The sequence below is a fragment of the Sphingomonas lacunae genome, assembly GCF_012979535.1.
Classification (GTDB): domain Bacteria; phylum Pseudomonadota; class Alphaproteobacteria; order Sphingomonadales; family Sphingomonadaceae; genus Sphingopyxis; species Sphingopyxis lacunae.
In genome coordinates, this window is the sequence record NZ_CP053015.1 from 2,165,963 (window position 1) to 2,179,299 (window position 13,337).

The window sequence follows — 13,337 nt, forward strand, 5'->3', positions numbered from 1 at the left end:
TCAGGTGCACCTCACGGTATTGCCTACACTCTGGTTGGAATAGGGCTGGTTGCGCAAAGTGGTGGCGATGGTCACCGATTTTTGCTGGGGCTGGCCGATCATTCTCCACAGCGGGAAGAGTCGGTCGAAGGTAAAGGTGACGCGATAGAGTACGACGTCGCTGGCGCCGCCCTGCCCATTGTTGCCCCGGTCGGCATCCCAGGCGAAATTGCCATTGGCGTCGACATAGCATTCGCCCGGATTGCGCACGCCATTGCCGTTGCTGTCGGTGAAATCTTCCGGGCGGCCGACCGAATTATAGTCGGCATAGCTCTGCCGCGAAAAGCTGAGCGTGCCATATTTGGCGACTTGCTGCATCTTTTGCGTGACCTGCGCATCAATGATGGCGGCATTGGAAGCGTTGGTTTCCAGCGTGTTCGACCGGGCGGCATTTTCCACCGCCCCGCCGAGCACAGCCTTGGCATACATTTGGAAGCCAAGGTCGAATGTGCCCATCATCAGCATCAGGAACACCGGCGTCATCAGGGCCAGTTCGATGAGGTAGGCGCCCCGTTCATCGGCGCGGAAGCGACGAAGCGTGGCGGCCAGCATTCGGTGAGGGCGTGGCATCATTCCGAAATCCTCAGGCGGGTGATCTGTTGGGCAATGGCCTGGAACTGCGTGCGCAACTGGGCATTGTTCGCGGCCGTATAGGCTTTGTCACCACTGGCGCATTGTTGCATCTGGGTTGTCAGCGCGGTGCCGAAACTGACCATCCAGACCGTGATGTTGCGGGATTTCGCGGCGTCACAAGCAGCAAGGAAGCGTGCATTGTGGCGGGCGACATATTCGGTGGAATTGGATGTTCCGCCAACCCGGTTCTGGACAAATTCCTGACCCTGAAAGCCATAAATGCCGCCGTTGGGCGCCATTTCACCATCGGTCATGAAGATGATGTGACGGCTGATCGGCATGCCGTTCGGCGCCGTCGCATTTTCGCTGGCGAACAGGCCTGTGGGCGAAACCAGACGGGCGCCCCAAACCATGCCGACGTCATGATAGGTGCCGCCAATGGCAATCAGCGAGTTGACATAATTTTGCATGGTCGCCCGGTCAGCCGACGTCATTGCGGTCAGTTTCATCGCCTGCGTCGGGCAAGCCGAATAGCCCAGACTTGCGATTGACGAATCCGCATAGCTGGCGAAATCCGATGTCGTCGTGACGTTGGCCGAAGTCTGGCTCGACGACCCGACGCTGGAGTTGCGCGGATGGGCAATGTTGGGAATCGCCAGGCCCCAGCGGGTGGCATTCGACGTCGGCACCAGATCGATGTCGAGGTCATAGGCGGTGGACGGAATAGAGGCGTTGGAGGCAAAGGCCACCGTGTCGCGTTCCAGGATGCAGCCGTTCCAGGATGCAGTGACGTTGGCGCCGAGCGGACCGGTCGGTACGGTGAGGCCGCTGCCGTTGATGATGCCGCTGACATCATAGTTGATTGTCTGGTAGGTGTAGCGCCATTCGCGCGTCACCGACGATGCGGTGGTCGAGTTGCGCGTGCGGGTTCGCCGCTGTTCGCGGCAGGCGCTGCTGGTCCAGAAATTGCGATACGACTGTTCGGTCTGCGGCGTGACCGTGGACGTGGTCGTCGTCTGCGGGTTGGTGCCGGTCGTGTTGGTTGTGGTTGTCGCCGTACCATTGATGATGGACGTCGCAGGTCTGGGGGCGCTGGAACAGTTGGAACTGGTCCGCCCGCTGACGATGACGCCGGTGTTGACCCAGGACGAATAGCTGCTCCAGCTGCTGTTCGTTGTGGTTGGCCCGCTCGTCCCGGTCTGGACCCACTGACCCGTGCGTGATGGAATCGGCGTTGTGGTCGAGAGCCAGTTGGGATTGGCCGTGCGCAGGATCTGACCGACGTTGACGTTGCTGGAATAGGGGACGACACCAAAACGGATCACGGAATCGCCGGCTTGCGCGTCGGTGATGGTGTCAAAGAATGACATGACTTCGGTCTTGAGCGCATCAAGCCGCGAGACCGAATCGCCGCTGTTGAAATTGGCCATCGAGCCAGTGGTGTCGAGCACCAGCATGATGTCGGCATTGGCGATTTCGAGCTTGGCGGTGCAGCTGACCGACAGCGGGATCGTCTGTTTGCCAAAAATGTTCATGATGATGGTGTTGACCGTCGCGGTCGCGGTAGCGGTCACTTCCGATGCGCTGCGCTGCACCGGGGTAAAGGTCACATTGGTGCTGCCATACATGTCGGATGGAAAATTGAATTCGAACATCCGGTTGGCGGCAGCTTCCGCCTGTGTGGTGAACTGGCCGTCGGCCATCTTCTTGCGTCCGGCGAGCACACCGGCATCGCACGCTTGTTGCAAGCGCCCCTTGGCCATATAGGCCTGTCCCAGGTCGACACCGGCGCCGATCGTCGCCATGATCGGCATCAACAGTCCCGCGGTCATATACATGATGTTGCCGGAGGAAGACCGCCGGAAACGTCCAAGTACTGTCGTCGCTTTGTTCATATGGTTAGGCCCCAAATCGATTTGCGCAGTCTGCACAAACCGCCATTGGGCCCCAATTAGGCGAACAAGGTTTGCCGCTGGTGCATGGCTTTGGTAAACCCGGCCTTAAGGTGTGACAGAGTGACGTCATGAGTGAAAATGCCCATCTGTCCGACGCCGCCATTTCCCTTGATCTGACCGATCCGATGATCTTTCCGCTGGTGCCACAGGACCGGCGTGACGCGGTCAAGTGTCTGTGGATGCTTAACAATCGTTTGGCCGATATGGCAGCTTCAGGCACCGAGCCGGCCTTGCGGCAGATTCGCCTCCGCTGGTGGGCCGACCAGCTGGCACTGACAGAAAACGGGACAGTGCCGCCTGAACCTTTGCTGGCGCAGGTGGCCACCTTCCTCACCCCGGAGTTCGGCGGCGCCGCGCTTTCGCACCTGGCCGAATGCTGGCTGGACGCAGCTGCGCCAGGGGAGGGGAGCGAGCCAGAAACGCGTCAGGGCAGCCATTTGTTCGTCATGACGGCAAGTCTGCTGGCTGGCGCCAAAACAGCCGAGCAGCCGCTTGACCGGGCCGGCCGGCTGTGGGCGGTGGTATCGGCTGCCTTGCGATCCGGGGCGGCGGATGCGGCGCATTGGCGGGCCATTGCCGCAAGCGCGGATGCCGTCGGTGTCGCCGCTCTTCCCCGACCGCTGGCGGTGCTGACTGCTCTCGCCAGGTCTATAGCCATGCGCGGTGGTGAACGGCGCTGGCGCCGCGAACAGTTGCTGATCTTGCGCGTCGGCCTGTTTGGACGATAGACTGGCTGACCACACGACCGATCCGGGCAACGGTCTCTAGAGAGGGGAAGCGACATGGCCAAGTCGCTGATCGGTGCGGGTGCCGCGATCCTGTTGCTGTTGGGCGGATGGTTCGCATGGATGGGACTAAGCAGTAACTCCGAAGCCGTGGCGATTGCCGCTCCGCCGCCGGACGCGACCCTGCCGGTGGCGGATGGGGCGGAGGTCGGCGCACCGCCGCCAGAGCCACCGCGGGCGCGGGAGGCAAGCCGCGAGGAACGGCGCTTTGCCCGCTATGACCGCAATCGTGATGGAATCGTCACCCGCGTCGAAATGCTCTCCACCCGCACCAATGCGTTCAAGCGGCTCGACAAGGATGGCAACAACCTTCTCTCCTTTGAAGAATGGGCGGTTGCGACGAGTGACCGTTTTGCCGGGGCGGATGCTGACCGGTCGGGCGGGCTCAATGCCGCCGAGTTTGCCACCACCGCGCCGCGCCGCCGGCCACAGGCGCAGGCGCAGGCGCGCTGTGCCTGTGACGAGGATGGCGAGGGACAGCGGGGTTCAGGCCGCCGCTGATTGGCTGTTGACCTGCATCCATGCCGCCAAGGCCTCACGCGCGCGGCTGGTATAGGCGAGCTTGCGGTCGGCCTTGCGCACATCCTCGGGCATCGGCGGGAACAGGCCGAAATTGACGTTCATCGGCTGATAGCTCGCCGCATCCGCCCCGCCGGTGATGTGACCAAGCAGGGCGCCGAGCGCCGTCTCCGCCGGTGGCGGGGGCAGGCTGGTTCCCGCCAGCTCCGCCGCGGCAAAGCGGGCAGCGATCAGGCCGATGGCCGCGCTCTCGACATAGCCCTCGCAGCCGGTGATCTGTCCGGCAAAGCGGATGTGCGGTGCCGATTTCAGCCGCAATTGCGCATCGAGCAGTTCGGGTGAGCGGATGAAACTGTTGCGGTGCAGTCCGCCCAGCCGGGCGAACTCGGCCTTTTCCAGCCCCGGAATCGTGCGGAACAGGCGGACCTGCTCGGCATGTTTCAGCTTGGTCTGGAACCCGACCATGTTCCACAGCGTGCCCAACTCATTGTCCTGCCGCAGCTGGACGACGGCATAAGGCCAGCGGCCGGTGCGCGGATTGTCGAGGCCGACGCCCTTCATCGGCCCGAACCGCAGCGTCTCGACCCCGCGTTCCGCCATGACTTCAATCGGCATGCAGCCGTCGAAATAGGGCGTGTCCTTCTCCCACTCCTTGAACTCAGTCTTGTCGCCGTCGATCAGCCCCTGGACAAAGGCGTAATATTGCTCCTTGTCCATCGGGCAGTTGATATAGTCCTTGCCGTCACCGATCGGCCCGACCTTGTCCCATCGGCTGGCCATCCAGCAAATGTCCATGTCGATACTGTCGCGATAGACGATGGGGGCGATGGCGTCGAAAAAGGCGAGCGCATCCTTGCCCGTCGCCGCGCCAATGCTTTCAGCCAGGCTCATCGCGGTCAGCGGGCCGGTGGCGACAATGGTCAGGCCGGCGGCGGGCAGCGTGTCGATCCGTTCCCGCACGATGGTGACATTGGGATGCTCGGCCAGTGCCCGCGTCACCCCGCCCGAAAACAGGTCACGATCCACCGCCAGCGCCGATCCGGCGGGCAGCTTGGTCTTGTCGGCCTCACGCATGATCAGCGAGCCGAGCGTGCGCATCTCGCGGTGGAGCAGGCCGACGGCGTTCTTGTCGCCATCGTCGGAACGGAAGCTGTTCGAGCAGACCATCTCGGCGAGGCCATCGGTCTGGTGCGCCGGCGTCATGTCGCCGCCACCGCGCATCTCGGACAGGCGGACGCGATACCCTGCCTCCGCCAGCTGCCAGGCGGCTTCCGATCCAGCGAGGCCGCCGCCGATGATATGGACGTCATGAAGGGGGGTAAGGGGAGCGTTGACCATTTCGCTTTGCAAATTCCGTAGTGTGGCCCGCATAAAGGAACGGGAACCGTGACTGGCCGCAGGCGATAGCCGATAGAGTGGCCGGTGACGAGGGGTGAGCGAGGAACGGGACGATGCAGCAGACAGCAGTGCGGATCATCTGGTGGGCGGCGCTGGCCGCCGGGGCGAGTTACATGCTTCCCGTGCTCGCCGGCTGGCAAGGCCCGGCGATCATCGCCTGGAAGGGCGCGGGCGTCACCTTGCTCGCGCTATGGGCGGCGCTCCAGGCGCGTGATGCCAACCCGGAGGGCGAAGGCTGGCTGATCGCGCTGGTGCTGGCCTTTGGCGCGCTGGGGGATGTGCTGCTCGACGCGGTCGGCCTGACCACGGGCGCGGCGGCCTTTGCCGTCGGCCATGTCATCGCCATCATCCTCTACGCCCGCAATCGCCGTCCGGCGCTCAGCCCCAGCCAGACGCTGTTCGGCTGGCTGATCGCCCCGCTTGGCGTGGTTATCACCATCGCGCTGGTCCACGGACAGCCGGACGCCATGCTCGCCATCGCCTATGCCGCCCTCGTCGGCAGCATGGCCGCCTTCGCCTGGACGAGCCGCTTTCCCCGCTACCGCACCGGCATAGGCGCGGTGATGTTCCTTGTCAGTGACCTTGTGATCTTTGCCGGGCAAACCGTGTGGACGGGGACGATCTGGCCCAAACTGTTGATCTGGCCGCTTTATTTTGGAGGACAGGCGCTGATTGCGTGGGGCGTGGTCAAGACGTTGCAAGCGGCAAACCGGGGGTAGGGGGAGAGTCCATGTTGCCAACACGTAAAGCGTCAACGGCCTCAACCAATATTCTACTGCCGGCACGGCAAGCTTGGGCTATGATGGGCACAACCGCCTGATCGCCGCGAGCGCAAGGCGTTAGCCTAAACGAGGATGGGCAATGCAGCCAGGTTTCCTTTCAGCCCAATCGCGTCTCGCGAAATTTTCCATAGCTTTGCTTTCACTATTTTTGATAAATAATACGATAAAACACTTCATAAAAGATCACTTGAATTCAGCATTCATAGTATTTTTATTTATTATGATTGCTATATCGCTGGACTTTTACGTAAAAAAGCGAATATTGTATTTTATAAAAATGCCAATAACATTATTTTGGTCTGGTTATTTAATATGTGGAATCTCATTTAAATATGATTTTTATAAGGAGGAATTAATATTCCTAATCGGCGCTCTCACCACAATAGGAGGAGCGATTCTGATAGGATATAACGCATATTTTCTGAAAAGCGACACGTAAATGACCTTGTGAGTTCTAGTAATTTCCAGGCTTCGGAGAGGATATGTTAAAATTATTGAAGTATTATATCTTTTATTCTCCGGCAATTGTGTTGGCCGCGAACCTAACTGGCAGTAGTATTTTTACATACTGCGCATTTTTAACATTTCTGGTTGCGGCGGGTTTTTTTGCTATAAGGAAATGCCATAAATGCGGAAAACTCTTTATTGATTTTCATTTTTTTTCGGGGCGTTCACCATTGCTAATAATAGAGCCTCGCTCTTGTTCGAAATGTATGACCAATAAAATTCCGCATGAATGACGGGGGATTAGGCATTAGGGTGACAGATCATTAAATTGACACCGCCCCCAAGGGGAAATTCGGTGACCGTCACCAGAACCTCTCAATAGGCGCACCAGTCGAACGCGTTGACAGGTTGCCGATTCCCACCGCTTGCCACGCCGTGTCGCGCGGCTCCTGAGGCAGGTTGCTGCTGATCGGTTAGCGCTGCCCTCTTGGCCCCTTGGTATCTGGGCGTGAGCCCCTTTCGACCCTCGTGTCCCCCGGCGAAGGAATGAAGGCCATGCGGCGCGGGCTAACCCCTCACATCCAACCGGTTCGCCCTGAGCCCTTAGACAGGCTCAGGACGGGCTTCGTCGAAGGGGCATCCTTGCGTGTGCATCCACGTCAGTAGCAAGACCGGTCCTTCGACAAGCTCAGGACGAACGGGGATGGGGTAAAGAAAAGAACAAAAACGGATCAAATACCGCTTTCCTACAGGGGGTGAGGTGTGAGACCATCGCGCCATGCTCGCGATTCTGCTCCTCCTCCGATTTCTGCTTACTCTGCGTCTCTGCGCGAAACCCATCATTGTTCCCCTGCGAAGGCAGGGGTCCATCACCCATAGTGAAAGGTTACCCAGAGGGTTCTGCCATAACGCGATGTCGCGGTTTACCAGCCACGCTGCACTCGCCGCAGCGGCAGGAGATGGCCCCCTGCCTTCGCAGGGGAACAAGGGCAGGACAGTGTCGTCGGCACCTCCCCGTATTAAGTTTACACCACAGCTCGAAACCGCCCCGCAAACCCGCAGGCGGCCGTTGAATCTCCCCTCTGGAGTGTCAACCAGTGTCAACCAGATCGCGCCGCCTTAGCCCGCCCACGCGGCAATTGTCGTGCGGTGGAGCAGGCGGTCATGGCCGGCATAGCCACCGGTGGCACGGTGCAGGACTGAGCGGTTGTCCCACATGACCAGCATGTTTTTCTCCCACACGTGGCTGTAGATAAACTGCGGCTGCGCCTGCCACTGGAGCAACTCGACAAGCAGGGGATAGGCTTCGGCCTCGCTCATCCCCTCGATGCCGATGATATAGCCGATGCAGCCATAGAGGCTTTCCTCGCCCGTTTCCGGGTGGCGGTGGATCAGCGGGTGGGTCTGTGTTGCGCGGGCGCTTTCGGACGGGCGGATGTCCATGCTGCGCCCCTTGTCATTCTCGCCATAGAGGCCCGAAGGGGCATAGCCGACTCCGGCACTGTGGGTGGCGATTTTTCCCTCGATGCGGGCGCGCAGGGCAGGGGGCATGGCGGCGAGCGCCGCGCGCTGGTTGACATATTCGGTATTGCCCCCGTGCGGCGGGATGGTGATGCCGAACAGGCAGGTGCCCGCCGGGGGTTGTGCCTGAAAGCTCCAGTCGCTGTGCCAGCTTTCGGCAAAGATCGGCGCGGTTTCGTCGGCCTTGCGCTTGACGGCGATGATGTGATCGCGGCCGGGGATGGGGGCGATGAACGGGTCGTCGCCAAAGCCGCCAAAGGCGAGGGTGAACGCCTCAAGGTCATCGTCTGTCATCGCCTGACCGGGGAAGGCGAGGACGAGATGTTCGAGCCAGGCGGAACGGATGGCGGCGACGGTCCCTGCATCGAGCGGCCGGGTCAAATCGACGCCGGTTACCGTGGCGCCACAGGCTTGCCCGCTGGGTGTGATGGTGAGGGTCATGACTATTCCCGGTTGTGCGGGGGAAACCCCATATGATGCAGGATGATGGCGAAATGGGACCGGTAGGACAAGGGCTGTAGGGCGCGTCACCGCTCAACGTCAGGTAGGACGGTGCGAGAGGACCGTGCTCATCGGCAGCGGCGCGTAAAGGTGGGGAAAGAGCGCGCCGCCGCGCGAAACTTCCCATCTGAGCTCAGGGCCAAAGCCGCTCAGGTCCACCTCGGCGATCACCAGCCCGTTCTGCCCGGCGAAATGCTTGTCGAGAGTGCCCTTCAGCTGATCGGCGGCGGACAGGTGGATATAGCCATCGGCGAGGTCAACCGGCGCACCGTGGAAGACGCCATCCTGGCTGAACTGCGACCATTGGTCGGCGGTGAGGATCTTGAAGGCGGTGGAGGGATGATCGGCCATCAGCGGGCTTTCTGTGCGGCGACGACATCGCGCATCGGCTGCTGCGATACAGAGATAAGGCCGTCGCGTGCCCGGTCCAGATCGAGTGTGGCGACGACCGCGAGAGTCAACAGCAGCATGGTCAGCGAGGAGGCGACCGGTGCGCGGTGGCCATCGGCGGCCAGCCGCCACCCGGTCAGTCCGGCTGCAATCAACAGATAAAGGAGCAGCATGGCGAGCAGGGCAGCGGGTAGATGCGCATCGCGGCGCGCCACACGCTCGGCGGCGAGGTCAAAGCTTTCGTTGAGCGGGTCAAGCAGGGTCTTGGCATCGACCATGCCACGTGACGCGCGCAGCGCGTCTATCGCCGCGGGCCAGAGTGTGGTTTGCAGCTGGTTGGCACGCAGCATTGCCGCATGACCGCCTTCGTTTGTCTCCGAAGCGATCGACCAGTCCAGTCGGGCTTGCGAATAGGCTGCATAGGCTGTGGACAATTGCGCTCGGGCCGGCTCGTCCAGCGCCTGGATGCGCAGCCAGCTGGTGCCAATGGCATTGGCTTCCGCAATCACCAGATCGCGCCGCTGCTCATGGCGGCTCAGGGCAAGGCTGAACGTGAAACCCAGCAACAGGGCCAGCAAACCCATCGCCGCTGAGAGGAGGAAATCCATTTCGGCTGGTTCGCGATCAGGATAGCGACGATCGAGCCTGCGCCGGATACGGTAGCCCAGCTCGACACAGAGAAGCAGGGCCAGCATGATACCGATGCCGACGCCGGCAAGCGACAAGGTCGAGATCATCGCGTGCCGGCTCCCCAGCCCAATCTATTCGTCGTTGCTACCGCCATCAGCACCGGCGACCGGCGGTGGCGCGTCGCCTGGAACTTCGGCGGCCTCGGTCTCATCCTCGCTGTCATTGCCGCTGTCGCCGATCTTGGCAGCAGACACGACATGCTCGTCATCGGCGACGTTGAACAGGCGGACGCCGGCGCTGCCACGGCCGATCACGCGCAAGCTGTCGAGGCCCATGCGGATCAGCTTCGCCTGATCGGTCACCAGCATCAGCTGGTCGGCGCAGGTAGCCGGGAAGCTGGCGACGACGAGGCCGTTGCGGGCGATATTGTCGATATTGGTGATGCCTTGGCCACCGCGACCCGTGCGGCGATACTCATAAGCCGAGGACAGCTTGCCATAGCCATTGGCACAGACGGTGAGGATGAATTGCTCGCGTTCCGCCATTTCCGACATGCGGTCGGCGGGGAGGGCAGGTTCGGCGTCATTGTCCTTCCACGGGGCGGCCCGCAGATAAGCCTCCCGTTCCTCCTGCGATGCACCGGAACGGTGAAGAATCGACAAGGAAATAACCTCATCGTCATTCTTCAGCGTCATGCCGCGCACGCCGGTCGACGAACGGCTCTGGAATTCGCGAACATCCTCACCGGGGAAGCGGATGGCCTTGCCCTGACGGGTGGCGAGCAGGACATCGTCACCTTCGGAGAGGAGAGCAACGCCGATCAACCGGTCATCGGCATCATCACCTTCGAACTTCATGGCAATTTTGCCATTCGACGGCACATTGGTGAAGGCATCCATGCTGTTGCGGCGGACGCTGCCCTTGGCGGTGGCAAACATCACGTGGAGCCTCGCCCAGTCAGCCTCGTCCTCCGGCAGCGGGAGCACGGTGGAGATGGTTTCCCCTTCGGCCAGTGGCAGGAGGTTTATCATCGGACGGCCACGGGTCGCCGGCCCGCCTTCGGGCAGGCGCCATACCTTCATGCGATAGACTTTGCCGAGAGTGGAGAAGAAGAGGACCGGCGTGTGCGTCGAGGTGACGAACAGTTCGGTGACGACATCCTCGTCCTTGGTCGCCATGCCGGCGCGGCCCTTGCCCCCGCGGCGCTGCGCCCGGAAGGTGTCGAGCGTGGTGCGCTTGATATAGCCGTCCATGGTAACGGTGACGACCATCTCCTCGCGTTCGATCAGGTCTTCGTCGTCAATGCCGTCAGCGGCAGCAACGATTTCCGAGCGGCGCGGCGTCGGGAAGGCGTCACGTACGGTGGTCAACTCTTCGCGCATGACGTCGAGCAGGCGCTCGCGGTCACCGAGGATGGCGAGATATTCGGCAATCTTCTCGGCGAGTTCGGCCAGTTCCTTGCCAATCTCGTCGCGGCCCAGCGCGGTCAGACGGTGGAGGCGCAGTTCGAGGATGGCGCGAACCTGAATGTCCGACAAGCTGTAGGTGTCGCCATCGATATCGCCCTCGATCGCTTCGACAAGGCGGATGTAGGGCAGGATCTCGGCGACCGGCCATTTGCGGGCGAGCAGGGCGGCGCGGGCTTCGGCCGGCGTGCCGCTGCCGCGGATGATGCGGACCACCTCATCGAGGTTGGTCACTGCGACAACGAGGCCGAGCAAGATGTGCGCACGATCCCGCGCCTTGGCCAATTCGAACTTCGTGCGGCGGGTGATGACCTGTTCGCGGAAGGTGAGGAACGCCTCGATCATGGTACGCAGGCCCATGATTTCCGGTCGACCGCCGCGAATGGCGAGCATGTTGGCGGGGAAGCTCGACTGGGCGGGGGTGTGGCGCCAGAGCTGGTTGAGCACGACGTCGGCGGTCGCGTCACGCTTCAGTTCGATGACGATGCGAACGCCATTGCGGTTCGATTCGTCGCGAATGTCGCTGATGCCCTCAATCCGTTTGTCCTTGGCCGCTTCGGCGATCTTTTCGACCAGCGCGGTCTTGCCCACCTGGAACGGTATCGAAGTAAGCACGATGGACTCGCGGTCACCGCGACGGCTTTCGATGACGTGGCGGCAGCGCATCATGATCGAGCCGCGACCGGTGTGATAGGCGCTGCGCGCGCCGCCCTGGCCAAGAATCAGCGGCCCGGTGGGGAAATCCGGAGCTGGAACAATGTCGATCAGCTCGTCAGTGGTGATCGTCGGATTGTCGATCATCGCCAGACATGCGTTGATCACTTCGGTCAGATTATGCGGGGGAATGTTGGTCGCCATGCCAACGGCGATGCCGCCTGCGCCATTGACCAGAATATTGGGGAAGCGGGCGGGAAGAACCTGCGGCTCCTGCTCGGACCCGTCATAGTTTGGCTGGAAATCGACCGTATCCTTGTCAATGTCGTCAAGGAGCGCATTGGCCACCTTTGCCAGACGCGCTTCGGTGTAGCGCATGGCAGCCGGACTGTCGGGGTCCATCGAACCGAAATTGCCCTGACCGTCGATAAGCGGAACGCTCATCGACCAGTCCTGCGTCATGCGGGCAAGGGCGTCGTAGATCGAACTGTCGCCATGCGGGTGATATTTACCCATGACGTCACCAACCAGACGCGCCGATTTGCGATAGGGCTTGCCGGCGACATAGCCGCCTTCCTGTGCCGCATATAGAATGCGGCGGTGCACCGGCTTCAGGCCATCGCGCACATCCGGAAGGGCGCGCGAAACGATCACCGACATCGCATAGTCGAGATAGCTCGACTTCATTTCATCGACGATGTTGATCGGCTGAATGTCGGTTGGGGCGGCAGGTGGCGACGCGGTATCAGTGGTCAAAATTCAGGCTTTCGCATTGGTCTGTTCTATGTGGAATGACCCTAGCCGCTCTTGGCTGCTTATGCCAGCAAAAGCGGGTTTTTCAGGGATGAATTTCAACGCCGCGCCAGTCGAAAATCCGGCCCGATTGTTCGGGTGACAAGCCAGCAAGAACCCGGAGCAACTGCGCCGCTGATTCCTGCGGTTTGAGGATGTGGCGACCATTGTCCTGGCGGACGAACGGGGCGGATAACGAGGTGTGCACAGTGCCTGGGTGCAGCGCCGCGAGAACAGCTTGCGGGTGACTGCGCGCCCATTCGATTGCCGCTGTTCGCACAATCTGGTGCAGTGCTGCCTTGCTGGCCCGATAGCCATACCAGCCACCGAGGCGATTGTCCGATATGCTGCCGACGCGGGCGCCCAGAACCGCGACCTCGACCCGGCGCTGTCTGGGCAGAAGCGGAAGTAACCGGGAAAGGACAAGGGCCGGGCCGATGGCGTTGACAGCGAAGTTGCTGGCAAGCCAGTCGGCATCAAGGTGCCGCAGAGTTTTCTCTGGCCCCTGCCCGTCTGTGTGCAAAAGGCCGGTTGCCACAAAAACCCGGGTCACCGGTGGCCCGGACAATGATTGGTCAAGAGCAGTGGCAATGCTGTCGGGATCAGTAATGTCGCAGGGGATCGGCCCGGAACGGGACAGGCGATGAACAACAGCCTGTCCGGCATTTTCCAACTCATCCGCTAAAGCTGAGCCAATACCGCCTGACGCGCCGATCACGATGGCAGCACCGGAATCCGGTGCGGAGAATTGGGCTTCGGACATTGTGCAATCTCTGGCCGCCCTGCGCCGGTCGCGCAAGAGGGGTGTCGTGACGCGTTGGTCGTGCTAGACCCCGTGCATGACAATGGGGCGCAGTGATGATCGCAGGCATGACCGCATATTGC

The 13,337-nt window shown here is 61.4% G+C and carries 11 protein-coding genes; 3 read left to right on the plus strand and 8 right to left on the minus strand.

The features are described from left to right. A complete protein-coding gene (locus tag GV829_RS10425) occupies window positions 1-612 on the minus strand; it encodes a TadE/TadG family type IV pilus assembly protein (RefSeq protein WP_246202837.1) in 612 nt (203 codons plus the stop codon). Next, the gene (locus GV829_RS10430) at window positions 609-2,450 is read right to left on the minus strand and encodes a VWA domain-containing protein (protein ID WP_246202838.1); all 1,842 of its coding nucleotides are present in this window, start codon (window positions 2,448-2,450) and stop codon (window positions 609-611) included. Before GV829_RS10430 ends, GV829_RS10425 begins: the two co-directional genes overlap by 4 nt. Window positions 2,451-2,635: 185 nt before the next feature. Here GV829_RS10430 and GV829_RS10435 point away from each other — a divergent pair, with 185 nt between their 5' ends. Both GV829_RS10435 and GV829_RS10440 read left to right on the plus strand, forming a co-directional pair. Next, window positions 2,636-3,295 (plus strand): hypothetical protein, encoded by a 660-nt coding sequence (locus GV829_RS10435; protein ID WP_169946439.1) that lies wholly within the window; start codon window positions 2,636-2,638, stop codon window positions 3,293-3,295. Between the two features lie 54 nt (window positions 3,296-3,349). After that, window positions 3,350-3,853: an EF-hand domain-containing protein gene (locus GV829_RS10440; RefSeq protein ID WP_169946440.1), complete on the plus strand. Its 504-nt coding sequence runs from the start codon at window positions 3,350-3,352 to the stop codon at window positions 3,851-3,853. On the opposite strand, the gene trmFO is transcribed toward GV829_RS10440, so the two are convergent. Further along, window positions 3,839-5,209, minus strand: coding sequence for a methylenetetrahydrofolate--tRNA-(uracil(54)-C(5))-methyltransferase (FADH(2)-oxidizing) TrmFO (trmFO, locus tag GV829_RS10445; RefSeq protein ID WP_169946442.1), 1,371 nt, complete (start codon window positions 5,207-5,209; stop codon window positions 3,839-3,841). The genes GV829_RS10440 and trmFO overlap by 15 nt on opposite strands. A 113-nt stretch (window positions 5,210-5,322) precedes the next feature. On the opposite strand from trmFO, the gene GV829_RS10450 reads away from it, so the two are divergent. After that, window positions 5,323-5,988 carry a lysoplasmalogenase family protein gene (locus GV829_RS10450; protein WP_169946444.1) on the plus strand — a complete coding sequence of 222 codons (666 nt, stop codon included), beginning with the start codon at window positions 5,323-5,325 and terminating at the stop codon, window positions 5,986-5,988. Between the two features lie 1,629 nt (window positions 5,989-7,617). On the opposite strand, the gene GV829_RS10455 is transcribed toward GV829_RS10450, so the two are convergent. From GV829_RS10455 to GV829_RS10475, 5 genes are all read right to left on the minus strand, one after another. Beyond that, window positions 7,618-8,460, minus strand: a complete 843-nt coding sequence (locus GV829_RS10455; RefSeq protein ID WP_169946446.1) for a TauD/TfdA dioxygenase family protein — start codon at window positions 8,458-8,460, stop codon at window positions 7,618-7,620. Window positions 8,461-8,559: 99 nt separating this feature from the next. Continuing rightward, the gene (locus GV829_RS10460) at window positions 8,560-8,871 is read right to left on the minus strand and encodes a DUF952 domain-containing protein (protein ID WP_169946448.1); all 312 of its coding nucleotides are present in this window, start codon (window positions 8,869-8,871) and stop codon (window positions 8,560-8,562) included. Further along, window positions 8,871-9,647, minus strand: a complete 777-nt coding sequence (locus GV829_RS10465; RefSeq protein WP_169946450.1) for a bestrophin-like domain — start codon at window positions 9,645-9,647, stop codon at window positions 8,871-8,873. Before GV829_RS10465 ends, GV829_RS10460 begins: the two co-directional genes overlap by 1 nt. Before the next feature lie 24 nt (window positions 9,648-9,671). Further along, window positions 9,672-12,347 (minus strand): DNA gyrase subunit A, encoded by a 2,676-nt coding sequence (gene gyrA, locus GV829_RS10470; protein WP_246203115.1) that lies wholly within the window; start codon window positions 12,345-12,347, stop codon window positions 9,672-9,674. 151 nt (window positions 12,348-12,498) lie between these two features. Continuing rightward, window positions 12,499-13,215 carry an SDR family NAD(P)-dependent oxidoreductase gene (locus GV829_RS10475; protein ID WP_169946454.1) on the minus strand — a complete coding sequence of 239 codons (717 nt, stop codon included), beginning with the start codon at window positions 13,213-13,215 and terminating at the stop codon, window positions 12,499-12,501. Window positions 13,216-13,337: the final 122 nt, after the last annotated feature.